This is a genomic window from Hydrogenophaga sp. UC242_50, from assembly GCF_042697355.1.
Taxonomy (GTDB): Bacteria; Pseudomonadota; Gammaproteobacteria; order Burkholderiales; family Burkholderiaceae_C; genus Hydrogenophaga.
The window spans coordinates 2,451,985-2,474,147 of sequence record NZ_CP170553.1; the positions used below are offsets into that span (position 1 = coordinate 2,451,985).

Below are 22,163 nucleotides of genomic sequence, written 5' to 3' on the forward strand. Positions count from 1 at the left end.
CCGCGCGGCTCAGCCTTTCATGGCGGCCTGGGCGTGCAGCTTGGCCGCGATGTACTCACCATGTGTCACATGCAGCAGGCCGGCCACCTTGCTGATGACATGGTGCTCGTGCGCGTCCAGGTGGTGGTCGGCGAAGGCCACCTCCCACATCGCTTCCACCACACGGATCTTCTGCGCCTGGGTGAAGCGCTCGTTCATCAGCGCGGTGAAGCGCTGGTAGTCGTAGGCGGTGCGCGCGGTCTCGTGGGCCAGCTCCAACAGGCGCTGCAGCTCGTCGTCGCTCAGCGCGAACTTGCGGCGCAGGGCCGTCAGCACCGCGTCGCGCTCGCTGTCCTGCAGGCTGGGCTCGGCGCGCATCACTTCCACCAGCAGCACGGCGGTGGCGAGCTGCAGGGTGTGTTCCTGCTCGGCGGGCGCCTGGGCGCCGGCCGGTGCCGTGAGGCTGGCGGTGAGGGTGTCGAACAGGTCCTTGAGGTTTCTGAGCATGGTGTGGAAAAGGTGTGGCGCGGTGGTAGAGAGGTGGAGCCGGGGCGAGGGCTCAGGGTTCCCGGCGCCAGACCAGCAGCAGGTTGTTGGCCGGCAGGGCATGCCGTTCGCTCAGCACCAGGCCGGCGCGCCGGGCTTCACCCTCCACGGCTTCCCGCCGGCGGATGCCCCAGGCAGCGTTCTCGCGCCGCAGGCTCTCGTCGAACGCCAGGTTGCCGGGCGAGGTGGGCACACCGTCTTCCAGGTAGGGACCATAGGTGATGAGCGCACCCAGCGGCGTGAGGTGCCGGGCCGCGCCCTGCATGAGCGCCGCGCAGGTCGCCCAGGGCGCGATGTGCAGCATGTTGGCGCAATAGATGCCGTCAAAAGGCTCGGGGCCCACCGGCCACGCGGGTGCGAGCACGTCCAGCTGCAGCGGCGCGAGCACATGGCCTGCGGTGGTGTCGGCTGCCCAGGCGCGGATGGAGGGCAGGGCGTCGGCCTGGAAGTCCGTGGGCTGCCAGCGCCAGCCCGGCATGGCGGCGGCGAACCAGGCCGCGTGCTGGCCCGTGCCCGAGGCGATCTCCAGCACGCGGCTTTGCTCGGGCAGCACCTGGCGGAGCACGTCCAGAATGGGCCGCTTGTTGCGTTCGGCGGCGGGGCTCAGGCGCAGGATGTTGGCGTTCATGAGGCCATTGTCCGGCACGGACTGGGCGCTCAGGGCCGTCAGCGCAGGCGCGCGGGCTCGGTTTCCACCCCTTGTTCGCCGTCGCGGGGTGCCGTGCTGGCGATCGCCAGCGCCTGGCGCTCGGCTTCGTTGATCACGTCGGTGGGCGTGGCGCTGGCGGGGTCCACCGTGACCACGCCCAGGCCGATGCGCGGGCGAAACGGCTGGCGCTTGCGCTGCTCGTCGAACACCGTCAAGGGGTTGGACACCGTCAAGGCCATGCGCGCGGCCGTGGCGCGCACGGGGGGCTGGTGCGGGTCCATGGTGAGCACCACCACGAAGCACCGGGGGTGGTACAGCCCCACCACGCAACGAAAGCCCGCCGCGCGGCGGATGCGCGCCGCCACGGTGGACAGGATCTGATGCTCCGCGCTGGGACCGGCCGATTCGGCCAGTTCGTACAGGTTGCTCACGTACAGGCACAACACGGCTGCCTCGCAGTCCAGGCGGGCGGCGCGCCAGAGGGCGTGCTCCACGTCGGCGATGAGGGCCGAACCCGTGGACAGGCCGGTGGCCGGGTCCGTGCTGTTCGACAGGCGCGAGAGGCGCGCGATCTCGCGGTTGTGCCGGTTGCGCAGCAGGCCCAGCACCGAGGCCATGAGGAAAAACACCAGCGTGATCACCGCGGTGAACAGCCAGGCGCCCAGGCCCAGCCCCGGCACGTCGAGGCCGCGCAGGTAGTGGCCGATCGTCGTGACGGCCAGGCAGCCGATGCGCCACCACCATCCAGCGCGCGAGCGGGTCACCCAGCCGGGCGGCGCGCAACGCGGCAGCCAGCGCCAGCAACACCGGCACCATGTTCACCACCGCGGTGCGCAACCAGCAATTCGCGGAAATTGTCGGGTTCGATCTGGCTGGCCAGCACCACCAGGATGACCGTGGCAGACACCAGCAGCGCACCGCCCACCGCTGTGAGCCGGTGCACCCGCCCGTCCTCGCGGGCGCCGCCCAGCCACGTGCCCACGTAGTACAGGCCCATGGCCCCGGCCGCCGGGCCCAGGCCGGCCTTGAGCACCATCATCAGCCGCTCGGGCAGATCGGGAAAGAAGACCTCGGGCAAACCCGTCATCACCACGCAACTGGCGCCGGTGATCGACACGAACAGCAGGTTGCGAAGAGAGCCGATGCTGTGGCCCTGGAACAGGTCAGCCAGTGCCAGTGCCGCGAGGGTGCACAAGCCACCCAGCATGGCGGACCAGACAGCGATTTCGGCAATGGGCATGCGAGGATTATCGGGAGTCGACCGGGAGGGCGAGGTCCTATCCCGTCAAGTTTGTCACGCCCTTTCGCATTGCGTGCGGATCCAGCAGCGCAAGCGCTACCGGCCCGTGGCCGATGTGCGCTGCTGCTGTCCCTGAAAGGGCTCCTTGTGCCTGGGCTTGCTGGGGCGGGGCTTGAGCCGCGGCATCGGTTCGAGGAAGGTCGAGTGCTGGCGCAGCAGCATGGCCGCTTCGGCCTGCGCGCGGCGTTTGGACATCACGTGCAGCACCAGCAGCCCCACGCCCAGGCCCAGCGCCATCCAGGCCGGTGCAAGCAAGGCCTTGGCGGCGGACTTGAGCGAAGCCTCGGTCGCCATCGCCAAGGACACCATCCACAGGAAGATGCCTGCCAACAGCGCGCCGAGGCCGTTGAAAAGCAGGGGTTGGGTTCTGCGCCGATGGGCTTTGCGCCGCCCGGACTTGGTCTTGGAGCTGGTGGTCTTGGTCATGAGAAATCCCCGCCATCATGTGCCAAACGCCGTTCAGGCCGCCCCGCAGGGCGACCAACGGAGCCAGGGCCGGCTGACCGCGAAAGGCGTTACATCTGGCGACCGCGGGTGTAAGAAAAATCCCTGCCTGGGCACTTGCGCCTACATTCCTTGCATGCATTCTGTTTCCGCCTCCGGGCATGCCGTCTCGCGCCTGCGCACCGCCCGCCTGGCCGCCAGTGCCAAACCTTTTGTGGCCCGCGGCTCGGGCCTGGGGCGCTGCGCCGGTTGCCGGCTGACCGCCAGCCATTGCCTGTGCGCCTGGCGCCCGCGGACGCCCACGCACGCCGGCGTCTGCCTCATCATGGGCGACATCGAAGCGCTCAAGCCCAGCAACACCGGCTGGCTGGTGGCCGACGTGGTGGCCGACACCTGGGCCTTCAAATGGTCCCGCACCGAAGTGGACCCCGGCCTGCCCGCCCTGCTGGCTGACCCGCAATGGCAGCCTTACCTCGTGTTTCCCGGCGAGTTCGTGCCGCCCGAGCGCGTGGTGACCGAACTGCAGCACGCGGAGCCCGCACACGGAAGCGCCAGGAAACCCTTGTTCGTGTTGCTCGACGGCACCTGGTCCGAAGCGCGCAAGATGTTCCGCAAGAGCCCCTATCTGGACCACCTGCCCGTGCTCAGCCTGCACCCCGAACAGGTGGTCTCCAACTACCGCCTGAGGCGGTCGTTCCGCGAGAGCCACTTCTGCACATCCGAAGTGGCGGCGCTCTGCCTGGACCTGGCCGGTGAAAGCCATGCGGCACAGACGCTGGCCGCGTGGCTGGACGTGTTCACCGCGCACTACCTCAGCATCAAGCGCAGCACCCCGCTGGACATCGCCTCCGAGGCCCACGGGCGGCTGCAGGCGCTGCGTGCGGTAGATTGACGCGATGCAGAAAAAAGGTCTTGCTCACCGGTTTCGACGCCTTCGGCGGCCAATCGCTCAACCCCAGCTGGCTGGCCGTGCAGGCGCTGCACGGCCGCAAAGTGCTCGGCCACACCGTGGTGGCGGCGCAGTTGCCCACCGTGTTCGACGCCTCGCTGTGCGAGCTGGACGCGCTGCTGCGGCAGCATCAGCCTGCCCTCGTCATCTGTGTGGGGCAGGCCGGTGGGCGCAAGGTGTTGTCGCTGGAGCGTGCTGCGATCAACGTGAACGACGCGCCCCTGGCCGACAACGCGGGCGCGAGGCCCGTGGACACGCCGGTGGTCCGGGACGCGCCCGTGGCCTACTTCACCGGCCTGCCCATCAAGGCCATGCTCGCCGCGCTGCACGAAGAAGGCGTGGGCGCCGAGGTGTCGCAGACCGCCGGCACCTTTGTCTGCAACCACGTGTTCTACGGCCTGATGCGCACCCTGTCCACGGTGCCAGAACTGGCGCACACGCGCGGTGGTTTCGTGCACGTGCCGTGGCTGCCGGAACAGGGGGTGCCGAACATGGCGCTCGACGACATCGTGCGCGGGCTGCGGGTGGCCGTGCGCAGCGCGCTGCAGGTGGACAAGGACCACGCGCTGGGCGCCGGCACCACCCATTGAGCCGGCCGACTCAGGCCTGCCAGACGCCGAAACCGGCCGAGCGCAGGTCGATGCCGATCTCGATTTCCTTCTCCACGGCCGCTTCGTACCGCATGGGGTTGAAGGCCTCGTAGAGGTCGGGCAGCAGGCGCAGCCCGTACTTGAACACGTAGGCATTGGCCTGGATGCCGGCCTTGTGCTTGTCGAAACGCACGTCCGGGTCGAGGCCGGTCATGCCGACGTAGACGCAGGGTTTGCCGTCGATGTAGCCCGGGTTGTTCTTGCGGAATTTGCTTTCGTTCAGCACGTCCCTGGAGAGTTCGATCACGTAGACGTGGTGGTGGGGGCGGGCCATGGGTGCAGACGCCAGCGATCAGTTCACGAAAAGCGCCACGACCCAGGCCCCGATGGCCGCCCACCAACCCACCTTGTTGGCCGTCCGGGCATCGGTCTTGCTGATCGGCCACAGCTCTGTACGCCGCCATGCGCATACGTTGCAGGCAACCATCAGCGCCAAACCCGCAAGGCCCACCCAAAGGGATTGCGTCACCAACGCGGCAATCCCTGAAGCAACCACCAAAAGCACACCGAACACCCAGATGCCGCTGGACGTGCTGCTGACGACATGAGAAAGCTGGCCGCATGCCGCGCACTCGGCGGGGCTTTCTCTGCTGGACCAACGAACGGCCAGATTGGGCACCGAGGCGTTGCGGCAGTGAGGGCAGACGTGCTGGTGCATGGGGCTGTTGTTTACGCGGCCTGCCGTGCCATTGTCAGGGTCTTCCTGCATCGGGGGTGGTTCGCACATCCCCAGAACATGGAGCTGTCCTTGCGGGACTGGCGCTCCACCATCTTGGTGCCACAGCTGGCGCAGGTCGGCCGCGCGTAGTCGCCCTCAAAAGCCACGGCCAGCAAGGCTTGCTGCTGCTCGGATGTGCGCGTGGCAATCAGCTTGAGCAGACCGACACCGTCCAGCGCGTGAATGCCGTTGCTCCTGGCGAACGTCAATGCGTCGGGCGTGAATGTCGAGGTGGTCGCGTAGGTGCCGCGTTTCAGCTGGTGCGATGCCATCACACCGAAGAACTCGCGCACTTCCTTGACGCCCACCGGCTTGGACAGCCAATGCTTGCATTGCACCACCGACACGGGCCCTTGCGCGTGCTTTGAATGCAGCCACACGTCCACCCCGCCGTCGGGTCCATGCGACTGCGTGCGCGCCTCAAACCCGGCTTGCGCGAACAGCGCTTCGCAGACCGCTTCGAAGCGCCGCCATTCGATGGCCTTGAAAACGGCAGGACTCCAGTTGGTGGGGGGAGGGCTGGTTGCTTTGGTCTCCGTTGCCGTGGGGGCCGCAGCGGCACGCAGCGGTGGCGGTGAGATTTTCGGCAGCGGCTGTTTGGCTTCTCCGGTCTTTTCCTGCAGCACGTAGTGGATGCCCACCAGCAGCACGCCGAAGCCGGTTGCCAGCCATGCCGGTGTGAGCAGCGCGACACCCATCGCACCAAACCGGGGGTGCCCGGACAGCATCAGGAACGCCAGAAAGAAGCCGGCCCCGACCATCAGGGCGGTCACACCCCTTTTCAGAAAGGGCCGTTGGTCTCGTCGGCGCGATCGGCGATGTGGCGGTTTGCGCAATTGGCGGAACTCCCCTGTTCTTTGTGGTGTCGGCGCAGGCATGATGCCGCAGACCAAAACATGGGGGAGAGGCGAATGCGAACGAAAGTGTGGGGCAACCGGCGAACGATCACGCTGGGCCGACCAGCGGTCCTGGTCTTGGCCCTGGTGACGTTTGCCGGGCAGGCACAGACCGTGTACCGCTGCGAGGCCAAAGGTCAGGTTACCTACTTTCACGAGCCCTGCGTCGGTGCCCGAGCGGTAGACACCACGCCCACGCAGGGGCTGGACAAATCCAGCGGGGTAAGCCGCAAGGGGGTTGACGTGCGCCGTGCGGAGTTGGACAAGGTCATGGGAGATGCCATGCGCCCGATCACAGGGTTGGACGATTCACAGCGCGCCACCCTGCATCGGCGATTCAAGCTACCGCACGCTGCCAAGCTGGAATGCGCGCTGCTGGATTCGCGGTTGGAGAGCCAGGAGGCAGTGGAGCGCAGTGCGAGTCCGCAAAACTTGCATGCAGCGCAGTGGGACCTGTTCCAGAGCCGCAAGCGCTATCGCGAACTGAATTGCTGAGCTTGCGCCCACGTGCCGCCATGAGCGGCGGTGAAACGGTTTGCTCGGTCGCGTCTTCAGGACTCAAAGCCAGACAGACCCAGGCCCCGGGCTGGTCTCGATGGTGTACTCCGGCGAGCCGCCCAGCACGAAGGCGCCGAGCACCACGCTGAGCAACGACATGAACAGGCTGGCCCAGAACGCCGTCCAGAAGCCATCGACCTTGAAGCCGTTCACCACCTTGGCCACCAGCAACAGCATCAGCGCGTTGATGACCAGCAGGAACAGGCCGAAGGTCAGCAGCGTCAAGGGCAAGGTCAGCAGCACGAGCAAGGGTCGCACGATCGCGTTGGCCAGGCCCAGCAGCAGCGCCGACACCACCAGCGATGACGTGCTGCTGAACTGGATGCCCTTGAACACATGGCTCGCCACCCAGAGCGCGAACCCCGTGATGGCCCAGTGCAGCAGGAACGGCGTGAGGTTGGTGAGCATGGTGGGATGTTCCCTTGGATGTGTTTATTTGCCCCAGGAGTCTTTCAACCCCGTCGCCCGGTTGAACACCGGTTTGCCCGCCACGTGGTCCTGGCGGTCGGCCACGAAGTAGCCGTGTCGTTCGAACTGGAACTTGTCGTCCGGCTTCGCCTGGGCCAGTGAAGGCTCCACGTAGGCGGTCACCACCTTCAGGCTGTTCGGGTTCAGGGCTTCGATGAAGTCCTTGCCACCGGCGTCGGGCTGCGCATCGAGGAAGAGGCGGTCGTAGAGCCGCACTTCGGCTTGCACACCATCGGCCACGCTCACCCAGGTGATGGCGGCCCTGGCCTTCACGCTGTCGGCGCCCGGGGTGCCGCTCTTGGTGCCGGGGATGACCTTGGCGTGCACTTCGGTGACCTTGCCGTCCGCGTCTTTCGCGCAACCGGTGCATTCGATGACGTAGCCGCCCTTGAGGCGCACCACGTTGCCGGGGAACAGGCGCTTGTAACCCTTGGGTGGCACTTCCTCGAAGTCCTCGCGCTCGATCCACACGGCCTGGCCGATCTTGAACACGCGCGGCGCGGGCTCGGGCTGGCCTTCGGCGATGGCCGAGTGGGGCAGAGCGGGCTGGGTGCAGTCTTCGGTGTAGTCATCGCTGCCGAAGGTCTCGGCCCAGTTGGTAAGCACCAGCCTGACCGGGTCGAGCACGGCCATGCCGCGGTGGGCCTTGTTCTCCAGGTCTTCGCGCAGGCAGCCTTCGAGCGTGCTGTAGTCGATCCAGGAATCGCTCTTGGTCACGCCGATGCGCTCGGCGAACAGCTGGATGCTCTCGGGCGTGTAGCCGCGCCGGCGCAGGCCGACGATGGTGGGCATGCGCGGGTCGTCCCAGCCGCTGACCTTGTGGTCGTACACCAGCTGCGCGAGCTTGCGCTTGCTGGTGATCACGTAGGTGAGGTTGAGCCGCGCGAACTCGTACTGGCGCGGTGGCGGGGTCTGCAGCAGGCCGCCTTCGCACAGGCGTTCGAGCAGCCAGTCGTAGAACGGGCGCTGGTCTTCGAACTCCAGCGTGCAGAAGCTGTGGGTGATCTGCTCCAGCGCGTCCTCGATGGGGTGCGCGAAGGTGTACATCGGGTAGATGCACCAGGTGTCGCCCGTGTTGTGGTGCGTGGCGCGGCGGATGCGGTAGATCGCCGGGTCGCGCAGGTTGATGTTGGGGCTGGCGCATGTCGATCTTGGCGCGCAGCACCATGCTGCCGTCCTCGTGCAGGCCGTCGCGCATCTCGCGCAGGCGCTTGAGGTTTTCGGCGGGCGTGCGGCTGCGGAAGGGGCTGTCCACGCCGGGTTTGCCGAAGTCGCCCCGGTTCAGGCGCATCTGTTCGGTGGTCTGCTCGTCCACGTAGGCGTGGCCGGCTTGCACCAGGTACTCGGCCGCGCGGTACATGAAGTCGAAGTAGTCGCTGGCCTGGTAGAGGTGCTGCCGGCCGTGGGCCTCCCAGCTGAAACCGAGCCATTTCACGGCATCGATGATGCTGTTGACGTACTCGGTGTCTTCCTTCTCCGGGTTGGTGTCGTCAAAGCGCATGTGGCACACGCCGCCATAGTCGCGCGCCAGCCCGAAGTTCAGGCAGATGCTCTTGGCGTGGCCCACGTGCAGGTAGCCGTTGGGCTCGGGGGGGAAGCGGGTGCGGATCTTGGCCGGGTCGGGCTGGCCCTGGGCCTGGTGCGCGGCGTCGCCGGGGCTGCCCGCCCAGCGGCGGCTCTGGTAGGTGCCTTTGTCCAGATCGTTCTCGATGATCTGGCGCAGGAAGTTGCTGACCTTGTGTTCGCCCTCGGTGGCGGGGGTGCTGGTTTTGTTGCTGGGGTGGGTGGAGCTCATGCGCCATTCTATTGATCCGGCCCGATGCCCACCGCGCCGGGCCGAGTGCTACTTTGGTTCCAGGGTGGCGCTTTCCGGTATCGTGGCCGTTCCCGGACGAGGAAGAGGAAGCCCGAGATGAACAACAACGACAACCCCGACACCATGCCCACCGACGAGCCGACGCGGTGGGAAATCACGCAGACGGAGGACGTGTTCCTGCCCTCGGTGCGCGTGCAGCTGGGCTGGCGCGACGTGGAGGCCGCCGTGGAGAGTGGGGCCATCCAGCCGGCCGAGGCGCATGCGCTCTGGGCGTCGTGGGCGTCGCCGGGCAGCCCGTTGCGGGTGGCGGCAGGTGCCTCGCCGTCCCCCTCCGTGGTGCCCACGGCGGCCGAGCTCGCCCAGGAAGACCTCGCCGCCGGCTGGGCGGCACCGCCGGCCCAGGCCCCGCGCCCAGCGTTGGACCGGGGCCCGGCGTTCAGCTTCACCAACACCCTCTACTACTTCGGCGGCATGCTGGCCATCGGCGCCATGACGCTGTTCATGACGCTGGGCTGGGAGCTTTTCGGCGCCTGGGGCGTGTTCGTGCTGGCCCTGGGCTACCTCACGGGGGCGCTGCTGGTGGCGGGCAACCTGCTGGAGAAGGGCCTGCGCACGCCCGCCGGCGTGCTGGCGACGCTGGCCGTGTGCCTGGTGCCGCTGGCGGTGTGGGCGTTCCAGTCGGGCATCGGCCTGTGGCCCGAGGGTGGGCCCGACAGCTACCGCGACTACCACCGCTACATCGATTGGCGCTGGCTCACGCTGGAACTGGCGACGCTGGCCGCCGCCGTGGTGCTGCTGTACCGCTACAAGCTGCCCTTCATGGTGATGCCGGTGGCGGTGACGATCTGGTACCTCAGCATGGATGTGGCGCACATGCTGATGCAGAAGGACGGCTTCGACTGGACATTCACGCGCGACGTGTCGCTGGTGTTCGGCCTGCGCAGCCTGCGCCATCGCGGTGTGGGTGGACCTGCGCACGCGCACCGCCGACAACGCCGAAGACCGGCAGGACTTCGCCTTCTGGCTCTACCTGTTCGGCGCGATCATGTTCTGGGGCGGCCTCAGCCTGCGCGACAGCGATTCCGAGCTCAACAAGTTCCTGTACGCGCTGATCAACGTGTTCCTGGTGTTTCTCGGCGCGGCCATCGGGCGGCGCGTGTTCACCGTGCTGGGCGCCATCGGCGTGCGCCAGCTACCTGGGCTACCTGGCCTACCGCGTGTTCGAGGACAGCCTGCTGTTCCCGTTCGCGCTCACCCTGCTGGGCCTGGGGGTGGTGGCGCTGGGCATCTGGTGGCAGCGCAACGAAGACCGCCTCCACGCCCGGCTGGCCGACTGGCTGCCGGCAGCACTGAAGCCACTGGCGCGTCCCGAATGAAGTGACCGCATCCAGAGACACCGAGGGTCCGGCTCCGCCGGCCCCAGGTGTCGCCCCCCTCCCGCCGAAGGCGAGAGAGGGGGGAGCGCCGAAGGCGCGCGGGGGGAGCCCTTCAATACGTGAGGTTGAGCTGCATCACCGCGGTGGTGCCGCTCACTTCGTTGCCCACCACCAGCAGCGGCTTGCCGTTGGGCGAGCGGGCCGCGGGGATGAACACCAGGCCTTCGGGGCCCAGGTCGCCCGCCGTGGCCAGGCTCGGCGGGTTGGTGACCCACTCGTCGCGGGTGTTGAGGTAGTCCACGCGCTTGGGTGCCGTGGGGCTGGTGATGTCGTACACCAGCACGCCGCCCATGCGCTCCAGGCCGATGAAGGCGAAGGTCTTGGTGCCGATCTGGCCGAGCGCGATGCCCTCGGGTTCCGGGCCCTTGGCGTCGCTGCGGCTGTCCTTCGCGTTGCCCTCGTCGTGGCCGGAGTTGAAGTACGTCGCGCAGGGAATGCTGCGGTCGCGGCCGAGCTTGCAGTCGCTGCTGGCGAGGAACTTCTCGATCTCCGCGCCCGAGTCCCACACCAGGCCGCCATTGGCGTTCCAGATGCTGAAGGAGCGCGCGCCGTAGCTGTACAGCTGGTCGTACATCAGGCGGTTGCCCAGCGGATCGGCCACGCCGGCGGCGCTGAACATCATGGGCGAGCCATCGGGGTTGGTGCGGTAGCCCATGGTCCAGCTGATGTTCAGGCGGCCCAGGGCGGCATCGGCGCGGCAGCCCATCGGGTCGCCGGCAATGGCACCGCAGTAGCCGAAGGTGGCGGGGTTCAGCAGGCCGCCCGCGGCCATGGCGTTGAGCTGCGGTGGCAGGTCGTCGCCCGCGCGGCCGGCCCAGCCGTTCTTGTTGACCAGGTGCTTGACGCGGAACTCCTCGACGAAGCCCTTGGTGGCGTCACCGCCCCAGTACGCCGCGTTGCCTTCGCCCCAGGCGCGCGCGTCGCCTTCGTTGGCGGTGACCAGGTAGGTCGCGCCGCCCACGGTGTACGAGGCCATGGCGTCGGGCAGGTACATGCCGCGCACGCCGGGCCAGGTCTTGATGTTGATGGTCCCGCCGTCGGTGTCCGAGGCGTCGAGTTCGTTGCCGGCCACGCCATGGTCCTTGTGGCCCAGCGGCAGCACGCCGGTGACGGTGGCGGTGGCGATGTCCACCTTGGCCATCGCGTTGTTCTCCTGCAGCGTCACCCAGGCGGTCTTGCTGTCGGCCGAGACGGCGATGTACTCGGGCTCGAAGTCCTTCGCGGCGGTGGCGTTCGGGCCGTAGATGCGCACGCCGGCGGCGCGCAGGGTGGCTTCCTGGCCGTTGAACGCGGTGAAGGTCGCGGTGCGCACGACCGGCGCGGCGGGGTTGCGCACGTCGATGACGCTCACGCTGCCTTCGGGGTCCACCTGGTAGTCGTCGCTGGGCTCGCCCTCGTTCGCCACCAGCACGGTGTTGCCATCGGGCGTGAAGGTCACCATGTCGGGCAGGGCGCCGATGGTGACCGAGCTGATCAGGCTCAGGTCGCTCGCGCGGTACAGCGCCATGCGGCCGGTGTCGGTCTTCACCGGGGCCTGGATGCGCCACGGCCACGATGCCGTTGTGCACCGCCACGCTGTTGATCTCGGCGCCGGCCAGCACCGCGGTGGCGTCGATCACGCCGATCTTCACCGGATTGGCGGGGTTGGCCAGGTTGAGCACGTCCACCGCGCCGAGCTGCGCGTTGACCACGAACAGGCGCTTGCTGGCGGCGTCAAAGGCCGGAATCTCCGCCGCGCTCACACCGAACTGGCCCGTGCTGTAGCCGCCGATCTTCTCCAGCTTCAGGCTCACCGGCGTGGCCTCGGGCGTCGGCGTGGTGGGCGCCGGGGCATCGCTGCCGCCACCGCAGGCGGCGAGCACGGCGGTCATGAGCAGCGAGGCGGTGAACAGGCGGGTGGTGGGGGTGCTGGGCAGCAGGGGGCGCATTCGGGCGGTCTCGACGTGGTGGTTGAAAACCACGGTTGTAGAAACCGGCCGTGACGCGATCGTGACTTATTCGTGTCTTTTTGGTGACGTTTCCCTGGGACGCGCCGGCCTCACTGCCCGAAGCGCGGCCCGTCTTTCAGGAAGTCTTCTTCCGCGGGCGTGCTGGTGCGCCCGAGCACGGCGTTGCGGTACGGAAAGCGGCCGAAGCGGTCCACGATGTCGCGGTGCAGCCGCGCGAATTCGAGGTTGCGCTCCAGGGTGTCGCGCAGTTCGGGCGCGCAGGTGTCGAGCAGGCGCTGGAAACGCAGCACGCTCTCGGCCTGCAGGGCGGCGTCCTCCGCGTGCATCAGCGGCATGTTCAGGAACACCAGGCCCACGGTGGCGAGTTCGGCGTCCATGCCGCTGGCGTGCGCCTGCAGCGACAGCTGCTGGGCCCGCGCATCGCCCGCGAACGCGCGCGCCTGGCCCCGGTGCACGTTGCGGGTGAACTGGTCGAGCAGCAGCACCAGGGCCAGGCGCGTGTCGATGCGCGCCTCCCACTCGCCCAGGCCGCCGTCCAGCGCCTGTGCCACCAGCGCGCCAAAACGCTCGCGGATGCGCGTGTCGATCTCGGGGCTGCCGCCAAACCAGAGCTCGTCGCGCTTGTCCGAACACCAGCCGCGTTCCAGGCCGTCCCCGAGCCAGAAGTCGAGCACGTCCTGCGCGGTGGGTGGCATGAGGGTTTTCATGGGGGTTTCAATGTAAAGATGGGGCAGGCGTTACGTCTGGCAACGACTTTGACCGAGTATGTGGAACAGGTTAGCGCGGAATTGCCTGTAATACGGTCACGGGGTGCGCAAACCACCCTGCATTGGAGCCCACATGAACACACAGACCTTGAAAACCCCCTGGAGCCGCACCTCGGCGCTGGCCCGTGGCCTCACCCTCGCCACCCTGGCCGCTGGTGCCTGGGCCTTGTCGGCCATGGGCTCGCAGGCCCACGCCCGCAGCGACGTGCATTGGTCCATTGGTGTGAATACCCCGGGCGTGGTCGTGGGCGTGTCGAACGCACCGCCGGTCTACTACGCCCCGCCCCCCGTGTATTACGCGCCGCCGCCGGTGTACTACGCCCCCCGTCCGATCTACTACGCTCCCCGCCCGATCTACTACGGGCCGCCGCCGGTGTACTACGCGCCGCGCCCCGTCTACCGCTCCGGTTGGGGCCCCGCGCCACGGTGGGAAGGCCGCCGACACGGCCATCGCCACGACCGTGACGACGGCCGCTACGACGGTCGCCGCCGCTGAGCAAGGCGCATGCGTGGTGATCAGGCCGCGCCGCGGGCGATGCGCGCGGCCAGCCGCGCCGCCAGGCGCGAGGTGATGCAATCGCGGTCGAGCACCGGGCAGAGTTCGGCGATGTCGGCCGCGACGACGCGGCCAGACGCCATCACCTGATCGATCAGCCGCTCCACATGGGCCAGCGGCACGCCCAGCGTCGCTGGCGCTGACACCCCCGGGGCCTGCGCCCCGGGCAAGACATCCAGACACACCGTGAGGTACACGGCATCGCACTGCGCGAGGTCGAGAGACAGCGCCTGCTGCGCGTCGTGCACGCCGCCCGCGTCCTGCAGGTGCTCGTCCAGCCAGTAACGCGCGCCGATCTGCCGCGCCCGGTCGAACAGGGCCTGGGTGTTGGCGAAACGGCTGATGCCCAGCGCCCGGTAGTTGAAGGCCTGCTGGTGTTGCACGCACCAGTCGTGCATCTGGCGGAAGGGTGTGCCCGAGTTGGCCTGGGCCGCGGTGCGCAGGTCGAAATGGGCGTCGAGGTTGACCACCAGCAGGCGGTTCGTGTCGGGGCGTCTCTTCACGATGCCCTGGAAAGTGCCCCAGGCCATTTCGTGGCCGCCGCCCAGCACCAGCGGCAGGCTCTTGTGTTGAATGGCCTGGGCCACGCGCGCGGCCAGCCGGGTCTGGGCGTCCTCGAGCCCACCCTTCCCACAGCTCACATCGCCGGCGTCCCACACCGCGGGCTCGCCCAGCACGGGCAGGTTGCACAGGGCGTGGCGCAGCGACACGGGCCCGCGCGCCGCGCCGGGGCGGCCGCCGTTTCGGCGCACACCCTCGTCCACCGCGAAGCCGATCAGCGTGACGCCACCGGTGGATCTGGTGGTGGCCGCGCGCACGTGCTGGTGCCAGCGGGTGGTGACGCCGGTCTCTTCGGCGTCCACGCGGCCGCTCCATTCAAAGGGGGGTGCCATGTCCATGGGGTGTCCTTTCCTGTCCGCCCACCACCACGCGGTGGCAGGGGTTGCGGCCAAACCAGTAGGCCAGTTCGTTCGGGTGGTCGAGGTTCCAGGCCACGAAGTCGGCGCGCTGGGTGGCGGCGAGCCGGCCACGGTCGGCCAGGCCGAGGGCGCGCGCGGCGTTCACCGTGATGCCCTGCACCGCTTCCAGCGGCGTGAGGCGGAACAGGGTGCAGGCCATGCTGACCATGAGCAGCAGCGAAAGGCCCGGCGAGGTGCCAGGGTTGTGGTCGGTGGACACGGCCAGCGGCACGCCGGCCGCGCGCAGCGCCTCGATGGGCGGCAGTTTCGTCTCCCGGAGAAAGTAGTACGCGCCCGGCAGCAGCACGGCCACGGTGCCGGCCGCCCGCATGGCCGCGATGCCCTCGGCGCTCAGGTGTTCGAGGTGGTCGCACGAGAGCGCCCGGTAGGAGGCCGCGAGCGCGGCACCGCCCTGGTCGGACAACTGCTCCGCGTGCAGCTTGACCGGCAGGCCCAGGCCGACCGCGGTGTCGAAGACGCGCCGCGTCTGCGCGGGTGAAAAACCGATGCGCTCGCAGAAGGCATCGACCGCGTCCACCAGGCCCTGCGCGTGCAGCTCGGGCAGCCAGGCGCAGACGGCGTCGATGTAGCCGTCCGGCCGGCCTTCGAACTCCGGTGGCACGGCGTGGGCGCCCAGGAAGGTGGTGCGCACGGTCAGCGGCAGTTCGGTGCCCAGGCGGCGCGCCACGCGCAGGCAGCGCACCTCGGCCTCCAGCGAGAGGCCGTAGCCGGACTTGATCTCCAGCGTGGTCACGCCTTCGGCCATGAGGCACAGCGCGCGCTGGCGGGCGCTGGCCAGCAGCTGCGCTTCGCTCGCGGCGCGCGTCGCGGCCACGCTGGAGCGGATGCCGCCACCCGCGCGCGCGATGGCTTCGTAGCTCACGCCCTGCAGGCGCTGTTCGAACTCGGTCGCGCGCTGCCCGCCGTAGACCAGGTGGGTGTGGCAGTCCACCAGGCCGGGGGTGACGAGCGCGCCGCCCAGGTCCACCTCCTGGGCGGGGCGGGCGAGGGCGGGCAGGTCGGCCAGCGCGCCCACCCAGGCGATGCGACCGCCCTCGGTGAGCAGGGCGCCCCGGTCGATCAGGCCCCAGCCGTCGCCGCCCCGGGCCGGGGTCAGCGTGGCCAGTCGGGCGTTGCGCCAGAGGGTGAGGCGGCTCATGGCGGCGCGGGCCTCAGGGGGTCGCCCAGATGGCGGCGCACAGGTCCTGCTGCCCCGCGCCGGCCTCGCCTTGCAGCACCAGCCGCAGCGCGGCCTCGATGTCGGGCGCGAACAGGCGGTCCTGCGCGTAGAAGGGCACGCGCTCGCGCAGCGCGGCGTGGGTGCGCGCCAGGCGCGGGCTGGTGGCCAGCGGGCGGTGGAAGTCCACGCCCTGCGCCGCGGCCAGCCACTCGATGCCGAGGATGGTCGCGGTGTTGCGCGCCATCTCGTCGAGCCGGCGCCCGGCGAAGGTGGCCATGCTCACATGGTCTTCCTGGTTGGCGCTGGTGGGCAGGCTGTCCACGCTGGCGGGGTGGGCGTGCGACTTGTTTTCCGAGGCCAGCGCGGCGGCGGTCACGTGCGCGATCATGAAGCCCGAGTTCAGGCCCGGGTTGTCCACCAGGAAGGGTGGAAGGCCCGAGAGCGTGCTGTCGATCAGCAGCGCGATGCGCCGCTCGGAAATGGCGCCGATCTCGGCGATGGCCAGCGCCAGCGTGTCGGCCGCGAAGGCCACCGGCTCGGCGTGGAAGTTGCCGCCCGAGATGACTTCGTTGGTGTCGGTGAACACCAGCGGGTTGTCGGTCACGGCGTTGGCTTCGATCAGCAGCGTGCGCGCGGCGTTGGAAATCAGGTCGCGGCAGGCGCCCATCACCTGGGGCTGGCAGCGCAGGCTGTAGGGGTCCTGCACGCGCTCGTCGTTGTCCAGGTGCGAGAGGCGGATCTGGCTGCCCGCCAGCAGCGCGCGCGTGGCGGCGGCCACGGCGATCTGGCCGGGCTGGCCGCGCGCCGTGTGAATGCGCGGGTCGAACGGCGCGTCGCTGCCCTTGGCGGCGTCCACGCACAGCGCGCCGATCACGGTGCCGGCCTCCAGCAGGCGCTCGGCCATGAAGAGGCCGTGCAGCGCGAGCGCGGTCGACACCTGGGTGCCGTTGATGAGGGCCAGGCCTTCCTTGGCGGCGAGCACCAGGGGCGAGATGCCGGCGTTCTTCAAGGCGGTGGCGGCGGGCACGCGCCGGCCTTGCACGAACACATCGCCTTCGCCCATCAGCGCCAGCGTCATGTGCGAGAGCGGGGCGAGGTCGCCCGAGGCGCCCACCGAGCCCTTGACCGGGATCAGCGGCGAGATGCCCGCGTTGAGCAGGGCCAGCAAGGTGTCGATCACCACCGGCCGCACGCCCGAGTGCGCAACGCGCCAGGCTGGCGGCCTTCATGAGCATCACCAGGCGCACCGTGGCGTCGCTCATGGGCTCGCCGGTGCCCACCGAGTGCGACAGGATCAGGTTGCGCTGCAGGGTCTCGAGCTGTTCGTCCGGGATGCGCGTGCGCGCGAGCTTGCCAAAGCCGGTGTTGATGCCGTAGGCCGCGTCGCCTTTCTGAACGATGGCGTGGATCGCCGCGGCCGAGGCCGCGATGCCGGCCTGGGCCTCGGGCGCGAGTTGCACGGGCACAGCCTGCTGCCAGACGGCGCGCAGGTCGCCCAGCGCCATCTGGCCGGGCTGGAGGGTGAGGGTGGGAAGGGTCATGGGAGGGAGTGTCTCGCGCCTGCGTTCAGGCCACCATCGGGAGTTTCAGGCCGTGCTTCTTCGCAGTGGCGATCGCCAGCTCGTAGCCCGCATCGGCGTGGCGCATCACGCCCGAGCCGCAGTCGTTCACCAGCACGCGCGCCAGGCGCTCGGCGGCCGCGTCGCTGCCGTCGGCCACGATCACCATGCCGGCGTGCTGCGAGTAGCCCATGCCCACGCCGCCGCCGTGGTGCAGGCTGACCCAGCTCGCGCCACCGGCGGTGTTGAGCAGGGCGTTGAGCAAGGGCCAGTCGCTCACCGCGTCCGTGCCGTCGCGCATGCCCTCGGTCTCGCGGTTGGGGCTGCGCACCGAGCCGGTGTCCAGGTGGTCGCGGCCGATCACGATCGGCGCCTTGAGTTCGCCCGTGCGCACCATCTCGTTGAATGCCAGCCCCGCGAGGTGGCGCTCGCCCAGGCCCAGCCAGCAGATGCGGGCCGGCAGCCCCTGGAAGGCGATGCGCTCGCGCGCCATGTCCAGCCAGCGGTGGGTGTGGTGGTTGTGCGGGAACAGCTCCTTGATCTTGGCGTCGGTCTTGTGGATGTCTTCCGGGTCACCCGAGAGCGCCACCCAGCGGAACGGGCCCTTGCCCTCGCAGAACAGCGGGCGGATGTAGGCCGGCACGAAGCCGGGGAAGTCGAAGGCGTTGCTCAAGCCCTGGTCGAAAGCCACCTGGCGGATGTTGTTGCCGTAGTCCACGGTGGGGATGCCCATGGCGTGGAAGTCGAGCATGGCCTGCACGTGCACCGCGCAGCTTTTCGCGGCGGCGTCGACCAGCTGCGCGTGCTGGGCCGAATCGCGCTGCGCGGCCTTCCACTGCGCCACGCTCCAGCCCATGGGCAGGTAGCCGTTGATCAGGTCGTGAGCCGAGGTCTGGTCGGTCACGAGGTCGGGCCGCAGGCCGCCCGCCTGGGCGCGTTTCACCAGTTCGGGCAGCACCTCGGCCGCGTTGCCCAGCAGCGCGATCGAGACGGCTTCCTTGCGCGCCGTGTGGTGGCGGATCAGCGCCAGCGCGTCGTCGATGTCGCTGGCCTGCTTGTCCACGTAGCGCGTGCGCAGGCGGAAGTCGATGCTGCTCTGCTGGCACTCGATGTTGAGCGAGCAGGCACCGGCCAGCGTGGCGGCCAGCGGCTGCGCGCCGCCCATGCCACCCAGGCCGGCGGTGAGGATCCAGCGGCCGGCCAGGTCGTTGCCGTAGTGCTGGCGGCCGGCCTCGACGAAGGTCTCGAACGTGCCCTGCACGATGCCCTGGCTGCCGATGTAGATCCACGAGCCTGCCGTCATCTGCCCGTACATGAACAGGCCCTGGCGGTCCAGTTCGTTGAAGTGTTCCCAGTTGGCCCATTTGGGCACCAGATTGCTGTTGGCGAGCAGCACGCGCGGCACGTTGACGTGCGTCTTGAACACGCCCACCGGCTTGCCCGACTGCACGAGCAGGGTCTCGTCCTCTTCGAGGTCTTTCAGCGAGGCCAGGATCTGGTCGAAGCAGGCCCAGTCGCGCGCGGCGCGGCCGATGCCGCCATAAACCACCAGGTGCTGCGGGTTCTCCGCCACCTCGGGGTCCAGGTTGTTCTGGATCATCCGGTAGGCGGCTTCGGCCACCCAGTTCTTGCAATGCAAGGTGTTGCCGCGCGGGGCGCGGATCACGCGGGTGGGGTCCAGACGGGGGTCGACGGTGGTGGTCACGGGGCGGGTTCCTTCAGGCGGGTGGCGGCTGGTGATGGTGTACATATTTTCCGGATAATCTTGAATATGTATAGACAACTTTATCTGCCGATAATCGATGCTGTCAAGACCACTTCAGCGGTTCACGCCCTGGTAGAAACCCTATGACCTCCGCTCCTCCCGCCTTGCCCGCCGCCGAACGAACCCCTGCCTACCTGCGGGTGAAGCAGCACGTGCTGTCGCAGATCCAGGCCGGCGTCTGGCGCGAGGGCGACGCCATCCCGGCCGAAGAGGCGCTGGCGCGCGAGTTCGGCGTCTCACGCATGACGGTGAACCGCGCCATCCGCGAGCTGAGCGACGAGCAGATCGTCGAGCGCGTGCAGGGCTCGGGCACCTACGTGGCGCAGCAGAAGTACCAGGCCACGCTGGTGGCGATCCGCAACATCGCCGACGAGATCACCGCGCGCGGCCACGCCCACCGCAGCGAGCTGCACAAGCTCGAACGCGCCAAGGCGGGCGAAGCGCTGGCGCGCCGCTTCGGGCTCAAGGCCGATCAGCCGCTGTTCCACTCGGTGGTGGTGCACTTCGAGAACGGCGAACCGATCCAGGTCGAAGACCGCTGGGTCAACCCCCGGGTCGCGCCGGACTACATGGCGCAGGACTTCAACAGCCAGACGCCCAACGCCTACCTGATGCGCGTGGCGCCGCTGCAGGGCGTGCATTTCGTGATCGAAGCCAGCGCGCCGCCACCCGAGGTGGCCGAGATGCTGCACATGGCGCCGGGCGACCCCTGCCTGGTGCTGCGCCGGCAGACGCAGTCGCAAGGGCAGGTGGCCTCGGTGGCCGCGATGTGGCACCCCGCATCGCGTTACCAGTTCACCGGCAGCTTCTGAGCCGCACCGCTGGCCTCACATGGCCTTGAACTGCGCCGCGTAGAGCCGGCTCACCGGCCAGTTCTCGGGGCGGCCGCGCAGGCGCAGGCTGTGCTTGCCCGCTTCGTCGCGCTGCACGCTGTCGATGGCATCGGCGCGCACCACCGTGCCGCGGTGCACCTGCCAGAACACCGCCGGGTCCAGCTGCGGAATCAGCTCCTTGAGCGGCGTGCGGATCAGCACCTCGCCCTTCGCGGTGAGCACGCGCACGTACTTGTCGGCGGCCTCGAACACCAGCACCTCGCCGATGGGCACCATGCGGATGCCCTGGCCCACGCTGGCCTGGATCACCTGCAGGCGCGGTGGTGCCGACGGTGCCGGCGCATGGCCCGAGAGCAGGGCGCGCAGGCGCACGAGCGTGGCCTCGTCGAACGCCGCGCCCCCGGCGCTGGCAGGCTGCCTTTGCGCCAGCACCTGCTGCACGCGCTGCACCGTGCGCGCCAGCCGATCGGGCTGCACCGGCTTGAGCACGTAGTCCACCGCCTGCGCCTCGAAGGCCTGCACCGCGTAGGCATCGTAGGCGGTGACGAACACCAGCGCGGGGAACGGCACGCCGTCGGGCCACTCGTCCGCCAGCTCGGCAGCGGCCTGCAGGCCGGTCTGGCCGGGCATGCGGATGTCGAGGAACAGCACATCGGGCTGCAGGCGCAGCGCGTGCGCCACCGCCGCGTCGCCATCGCCCACGGTGGCGCAGCACCTGAAGGCCGGGCCAGACCCGGGCGAGTTCGGCCTGCAGGGCCTGGGCCAGCAGCGGTTCGTCTTCGGCCAGCAGGGCGGTGGCGTTCATGGGGATGGGGTCCATGGCAGTGTGAGCAGGGTGCGCGTGCCGCCGCCGGGCTGGCCTTGCCAGTCCATGCGCGCACGGCCCGGGTAGGCCGTCTCCAGCCGCTCGCGCACCTGCGAAAGGCCGAAACCGGGTGTGGGCGAGGGCTCGCTGCCCACGCCCGTGTCGCTGACCTCCAGCACCAGGTCGCTGCCTTTGTGGCGCGCGCTGACGCGGACCTCGCCGCCCTGCAGGCTGGGCTCCAGGCCGTGGCGGATGCAGTTCTCCACCAGCGGCTGCAGCAGCAAGGGCGGCACGGGCTGGGTGGTGAGCTCGTCGGGCAGGTCCAGCGTGTAGCGCAGGCGCGGGCCCATGCGCACCGCCATCAGCTCCAGGTAGTCGCGCAGCCGGGCGAACTCCTGATCCAGCGTGTGGCGGCCGGCGCTGGCCTCGGTGCGCGAAGCGGTCAGCGTGGCGCGCAGGAAGTCGTTGAGCCGGTCCAGCATGGCCGTGGCGCGCACCGGGTCGGTGCCGATGAGCACGCGCAGGTCTGCCAGGGTGTTGAACAGCATGTGCGGTTCGAGCTGCGATTCGAGCAGCCTCAGGCGCGCCTCGCTGGCCTGGCGCTGGGCCTCTTCCTGCGCGAGGCGCGCATGGGCCAGCATGGCCCGGCTGGTGAAGTAGTAGGCGCCAAAGCCCCCGGCGGCCAGCGACATCAGCACGAATCCCAGCGTGGCGCGGGGCACGTTGCTCAGGCTCGCGAACAGATCGCGGCCCAGCAGCAGGTTCGCCACCACGCTGCCGCCCCCATAGGACGTCAGCACCGCGACCACCACCAGCAAGGCCATGCGCCAGGCGCCGGGCCAGCCGCTGGGGTTGAGCACGTGGCGGCCACCGTCGATCATCGCCCAGATGCCCAGGCCGATGCACTGCGAGTACACGAGGTTGACCGCGAACGCGTCGCCGTTGACCGCCGTGATGATCAGCGCGATCACGGTGTTGACCACCACGACCACCAGGGCGCGGCGGGCGGCGATGTCGGGCTTGAACTTGAACGGCGGCATGGCCGCAGTATCCCGCATGCCTGCCGCCGCCACGGGGCTCACCGGCCGTGTTCCCGCTGCAGCCGCTCGCGTTCCTGCGCCACCAGGCGCTGCTGCAGCCCGCCGCCGCCCAGCACGAGCCAGACCACCAGGCCATGGATCAGCAGGCCCAGGCCCCAGCCCAGCGCGGGGTAGATGGCCCAGTGGCGGCCGCTGGAGAAGGACAGCATCGCCAGCACGCTGTTGACCGAAAGAAAGACCAGCGCGTGCACGTACCAGCCCATGCGGGCGCCCGCGCGGCGGCGTGCCAGGCGGTCCAGGTCCTGGTGTTGGGGGTTCGAGAGGTTCATGGTGTGCTCCAG

23 protein-coding genes and 3 pseudogenes are annotated in these 22,163 nt (G+C 69.2%); 7 read left to right on the top strand and 19 right to left on the bottom strand.

What is annotated here, in order from left to right:
* Positions 1-9: 9 nt before the first annotated feature.
* The 5 genes from ACFJGX_RS12590 to ACFJGX_RS12610 form a co-directional block, all read right to left on the bottom strand.
* Complete coding sequence (locus ACFJGX_RS12590; protein WP_382320948.1) at positions 10-486, bottom strand: TerB family tellurite resistance protein; 477 nt, start codon at positions 484-486, stop codon at positions 10-12.
* Positions 487-538: 52 nt separating this feature from the next.
* Positions 539-1,153, bottom strand: a complete 615-nt coding sequence (locus ACFJGX_RS12595) for a DUF938 domain-containing protein (RefSeq protein WP_382325675.1) — start codon at positions 1,151-1,153, stop codon at positions 539-541.
* A 38-nt stretch (positions 1,154-1,191) separates the two neighbouring features.
* On the bottom strand, positions 1,192-1,938 hold the full coding sequence (locus tag ACFJGX_RS12600) for a GGDEF domain-containing protein (protein ID WP_382328494.1): 747 nt from the start codon (positions 1,936-1,938) through the stop codon (positions 1,192-1,194).
* Positions 1,935-2,414 carry a hypothetical protein gene (locus ACFJGX_RS12605; RefSeq protein WP_382328496.1) on the bottom strand — a complete coding sequence of 160 codons (480 nt, stop codon included), beginning with the start codon at positions 2,412-2,414 and terminating at the stop codon, positions 1,935-1,937. Before ACFJGX_RS12605 ends, ACFJGX_RS12600 begins: the two co-directional genes overlap by 4 nt.
* Positions 2,415-2,510: 96 nt before the next feature.
* Positions 2,511-2,900: a hypothetical protein gene (locus ACFJGX_RS12610; protein ID WP_382156306.1), complete on the bottom strand. Its 390-nt coding sequence runs from the start codon at positions 2,898-2,900 to the stop codon at positions 2,511-2,513.
* 154 nt (positions 2,901-3,054) lie between these two features.
* Between ACFJGX_RS12610 and ACFJGX_RS12615 the strand changes: the two genes are divergently transcribed.
* Complete coding sequence (locus tag ACFJGX_RS12615; protein ID WP_382320945.1) at positions 3,055-3,810, top strand: tRNA-uridine aminocarboxypropyltransferase; 756 nt, start codon at positions 3,055-3,057, stop codon at positions 3,808-3,810.
* A 20-nt stretch (positions 3,811-3,830) separates the two neighbouring features.
* Positions 3,831-4,457, top strand: a complete 627-nt coding sequence (pcp, locus tag ACFJGX_RS12620; protein ID WP_382328498.1) for a pyroglutamyl-peptidase I — start codon at positions 3,831-3,833, stop codon at positions 4,455-4,457.
* Positions 4,458-4,467: 10 nt separating this feature from the next.
* On the opposite strand, the gene ACFJGX_RS12625 is transcribed toward pcp, so the two are convergent.
* The 3 genes from ACFJGX_RS12625 to ACFJGX_RS12635 are packed head-to-tail and all read right to left on the bottom strand — an operon-like array spanning position 4,468 to position 6,008.
* Positions 4,468-4,791: a hypothetical protein gene (locus ACFJGX_RS12625; RefSeq protein ID WP_382320942.1), complete on the bottom strand. Its 324-nt coding sequence runs from the start codon at positions 4,789-4,791 to the stop codon at positions 4,468-4,470.
* Positions 4,792-4,809: 18 nt separating this feature from the next.
* The gene (locus ACFJGX_RS12630) at positions 4,810-5,175 is read right to left on the bottom strand and encodes a hypothetical protein (RefSeq protein ID WP_382320940.1); all 366 of its coding nucleotides are present in this window, start codon (positions 5,173-5,175) and stop codon (positions 4,810-4,812) included.
* An 11-nt stretch (positions 5,176-5,186) separates the two neighbouring features.
* Positions 5,187-6,008, bottom strand: a complete 822-nt coding sequence (locus tag ACFJGX_RS12635; RefSeq protein WP_382320938.1) for a restriction endonuclease — start codon at positions 6,006-6,008, stop codon at positions 5,187-5,189.
* Between the two features lie 138 nt (positions 6,009-6,146).
* Between ACFJGX_RS12635 and ACFJGX_RS12640 the strand changes: the two genes are divergently transcribed.
* Complete coding sequence (locus tag ACFJGX_RS12640) at positions 6,147-6,626, top strand: DUF4124 domain-containing protein (protein ID WP_382320936.1); 480 nt, start codon at positions 6,147-6,149, stop codon at positions 6,624-6,626.
* A 63-nt stretch (positions 6,627-6,689) separates the two neighbouring features.
* On the opposite strand, the gene ACFJGX_RS12645 is transcribed toward ACFJGX_RS12640, so the two are convergent.
* The gene (locus tag ACFJGX_RS12645; RefSeq protein ID WP_382320934.1) at positions 6,690-7,097 is read right to left on the bottom strand and encodes a phage holin family protein; all 408 of its coding nucleotides are present in this window, start codon (positions 7,095-7,097) and stop codon (positions 6,690-6,692) included.
* Between the two features lie 24 nt (positions 7,098-7,121).
* A pseudogene (locus tag ACFJGX_RS12650) lies at positions 7,122-8,952 on the bottom strand (glutamine--tRNA ligase/YqeY domain fusion protein).
* A gap of 117 nt (positions 8,953-9,069) precedes the next feature.
* Between ACFJGX_RS12650 and ACFJGX_RS12655 the strand changes: the two are divergent.
* On the top strand, positions 9,070-10,326 hold the full coding sequence (locus ACFJGX_RS12655; RefSeq protein WP_382328500.1) for a hypothetical protein: 1,257 nt from the start codon (positions 9,070-9,072) through the stop codon (positions 10,324-10,326).
* A 135-nt stretch (positions 10,327-10,461) separates the two neighbouring features.
* Here ACFJGX_RS12655 and ACFJGX_RS12660 read toward each other — a convergent pair whose 3' ends face one another.
* Positions 10,462-11,937 (bottom strand): choice-of-anchor I family protein, encoded by a 1,476-nt coding sequence (locus ACFJGX_RS12660; protein WP_382320929.1) that lies wholly within the window; start codon positions 11,935-11,937, stop codon positions 10,462-10,464.
* Between ACFJGX_RS12660 and ACFJGX_RS12665 the strand changes: the two genes are divergently transcribed.
* Positions 11,924-12,391 carry a hypothetical protein gene (locus ACFJGX_RS12665; protein ID WP_382320927.1) on the top strand — a complete coding sequence of 156 codons (468 nt, stop codon included), beginning with the start codon at positions 11,924-11,926 and terminating at the stop codon, positions 12,389-12,391. The two genes, ACFJGX_RS12660 and ACFJGX_RS12665, sit on opposite strands and share 14 nt — an antisense overlap.
* Before the next feature lie 56 nt (positions 12,392-12,447).
* On the opposite strand, the gene ACFJGX_RS12670 is transcribed toward ACFJGX_RS12665, so the two are convergent.
* Positions 12,448-13,065, bottom strand: coding sequence for a DUF924 family protein (locus ACFJGX_RS12670; protein ID WP_382320925.1), 618 nt, complete (start codon positions 13,063-13,065; stop codon positions 12,448-12,450).
* A 133-nt stretch (positions 13,066-13,198) separates the two neighbouring features.
* Here ACFJGX_RS12670 and ACFJGX_RS12675 point away from each other — a divergent pair, with 133 nt between their 5' ends.
* Positions 13,199-13,621, top strand: coding sequence for a hypothetical protein (locus ACFJGX_RS12675; protein ID WP_382156328.1), 423 nt, complete (start codon positions 13,199-13,201; stop codon positions 13,619-13,621).
* 20 nt (positions 13,622-13,641) lie between these two features.
* On the opposite strand, the gene hutG is transcribed toward ACFJGX_RS12675, so the two are convergent.
* The 4 genes and pseudogenes from hutG to hutU form a co-directional block, all read right to left on the bottom strand.
* A complete protein-coding gene (gene hutG, locus ACFJGX_RS12680; RefSeq protein ID WP_382320923.1) occupies positions 13,642-14,580 on the bottom strand; it encodes a formimidoylglutamase in 939 nt (312 codons plus the stop codon).
* Positions 14,558-15,799 carry an imidazolonepropionase gene (gene hutI / locus ACFJGX_RS12685; RefSeq protein ID WP_382320921.1) on the bottom strand — a complete coding sequence of 414 codons (1,242 nt, stop codon included), beginning with the start codon at positions 15,797-15,799 and terminating at the stop codon, positions 14,558-14,560. The genes hutG and hutI overlap by 23 nt, the downstream gene beginning before the upstream one ends.
* A 13-nt stretch (positions 15,800-15,812) precedes the next feature.
* Positions 15,813-17,361, bottom strand: a pseudogene (gene hutH / locus ACFJGX_RS12690) (histidine ammonia-lyase).
* A gap of 25 nt (positions 17,362-17,386) precedes the next feature.
* Positions 17,387-19,084, bottom strand: a complete 1,698-nt coding sequence (hutU, locus tag ACFJGX_RS12695; RefSeq protein ID WP_382328502.1) for a urocanate hydratase — start codon at positions 19,082-19,084, stop codon at positions 17,387-17,389.
* Between the two features lie 143 nt (positions 19,085-19,227).
* Between hutU and hutC the strand changes: the two genes are divergently transcribed.
* The gene (gene hutC, locus ACFJGX_RS12700) at positions 19,228-19,956 is read left to right on the top strand and encodes a histidine utilization repressor (RefSeq protein WP_382156338.1); all 729 of its coding nucleotides are present in this window, start codon (positions 19,228-19,230) and stop codon (positions 19,954-19,956) included.
* Positions 19,957-19,971: 15 nt separating this feature from the next.
* On the opposite strand, the pseudogene ACFJGX_RS12705 reads toward hutC, so the two are convergent.
* The 3 genes and pseudogenes from ACFJGX_RS12705 to ACFJGX_RS12715 all read right to left on the bottom strand — a co-directional run bounded on the left by ACFJGX_RS12705 (position 19,972) and on the right by ACFJGX_RS12715 (position 22,151).
* A pseudogene (locus tag ACFJGX_RS12705) lies at positions 19,972-20,782 on the bottom strand (LytR/AlgR family response regulator transcription factor).
* A complete protein-coding gene (locus ACFJGX_RS12710) occupies positions 20,779-21,822 on the bottom strand; it encodes a sensor histidine kinase (RefSeq protein ID WP_382328504.1) in 1,044 nt (347 codons plus the stop codon). The pseudogene ACFJGX_RS12705 and the gene ACFJGX_RS12710 overlap by 4 nt, the downstream one beginning before the upstream one ends.
* Before the next feature lie 38 nt (positions 21,823-21,860).
* The gene (locus ACFJGX_RS12715; protein WP_382320917.1) at positions 21,861-22,151 is read right to left on the bottom strand and encodes a 2TM domain-containing protein; all 291 of its coding nucleotides are present in this window, start codon (positions 22,149-22,151) and stop codon (positions 21,861-21,863) included.
* Between the last annotated feature and the right edge of the window lie 12 nt (positions 22,152-22,163).

Excerpts from the sequence above, each read along its gene's own strand:
- hutG (WP_382320923.1), bottom strand. The coding sequence starts at position 14,580 with ATGGACATGGCACCCCCCTTTGAATGGAGCGGCCGCGTGGACGCCGAA.
- ACFJGX_RS12615 (WP_382320945.1), top strand. The coding sequence starts at position 3,055 with ATGCATTCTGTTTCCGCCTCCGGGCATGCCGTCTCGCGCCTGCGCACC.
- ACFJGX_RS12655 (WP_382328500.1), top strand. The coding sequence starts at position 9,070 with ATGAACAACAACGACAACCCCGACACCATGCCCACCGACGAGCCGACG.
- hutI (WP_382320921.1), bottom strand. The coding sequence starts at position 15,799 with ATGAGCCGCCTCACCCTCTGGCGCAACGCCCGACTGGCCACGCTGACC.
- ACFJGX_RS12670 (WP_382320925.1), bottom strand. The coding sequence starts at position 13,065 with ATGAAAACCCTCATGCCACCCACCGCGCAGGACGTGCTCGACTTCTGG.
- ACFJGX_RS12715 (WP_382320917.1), bottom strand. The coding sequence starts at position 22,151 with ATGAACCTCTCGAACCCCCAACACCAGGACCTGGACCGCCTGGCACGC.
- ACFJGX_RS12630 (WP_382320940.1), bottom strand. The coding sequence starts at position 5,175 with ATGCACCAGCACGTCTGCCCTCACTGCCGCAACGCCTCGGTGCCCAAT.
- ACFJGX_RS12710 (WP_382328504.1), bottom strand. The coding sequence starts at position 21,822 with ATGCCGCCGTTCAAGTTCAAGCCCGACATCGCCGCCCGCCGCGCCCTG.
- ACFJGX_RS12645 (WP_382320934.1), bottom strand. The coding sequence starts at position 7,097 with ATGCTCACCAACCTCACGCCGTTCCTGCTGCACTGGGCCATCACGGGG.
- ACFJGX_RS12590 (WP_382320948.1), bottom strand. The coding sequence starts at position 486 with ATGCTCAGAAACCTCAAGGACCTGTTCGACACCCTCACCGCCAGCCTC.
- ACFJGX_RS12625 (WP_382320942.1), bottom strand. The coding sequence starts at position 4,791 with ATGGCCCGCCCCCACCACCACGTCTACGTGATCGAACTCTCCAGGGAC.
- ACFJGX_RS12675 (WP_382156328.1), top strand. The coding sequence starts at position 13,199 with ATGAACACACAGACCTTGAAAACCCCCTGGAGCCGCACCTCGGCGCTG.
- hutC (WP_382156338.1), top strand. The coding sequence starts at position 19,228 with ATGACCTCCGCTCCTCCCGCCTTGCCCGCCGCCGAACGAACCCCTGCC.
- ACFJGX_RS12640 (WP_382320936.1), top strand. The coding sequence starts at position 6,147 with ATGCGAACGAAAGTGTGGGGCAACCGGCGAACGATCACGCTGGGCCGA.
- ACFJGX_RS12605 (WP_382328496.1), bottom strand. The coding sequence starts at position 2,414 with ATGCCCATTGCCGAAATCGCTGTCTGGTCCGCCATGCTGGGTGGCTTG.
- ACFJGX_RS12595 (WP_382325675.1), bottom strand. The coding sequence starts at position 1,153 with ATGAACGCCAACATCCTGCGCCTGAGCCCCGCCGCCGAACGCAACAAG.
- ACFJGX_RS12610 (WP_382156306.1), bottom strand. The coding sequence starts at position 2,900 with ATGACCAAGACCACCAGCTCCAAGACCAAGTCCGGGCGGCGCAAAGCC.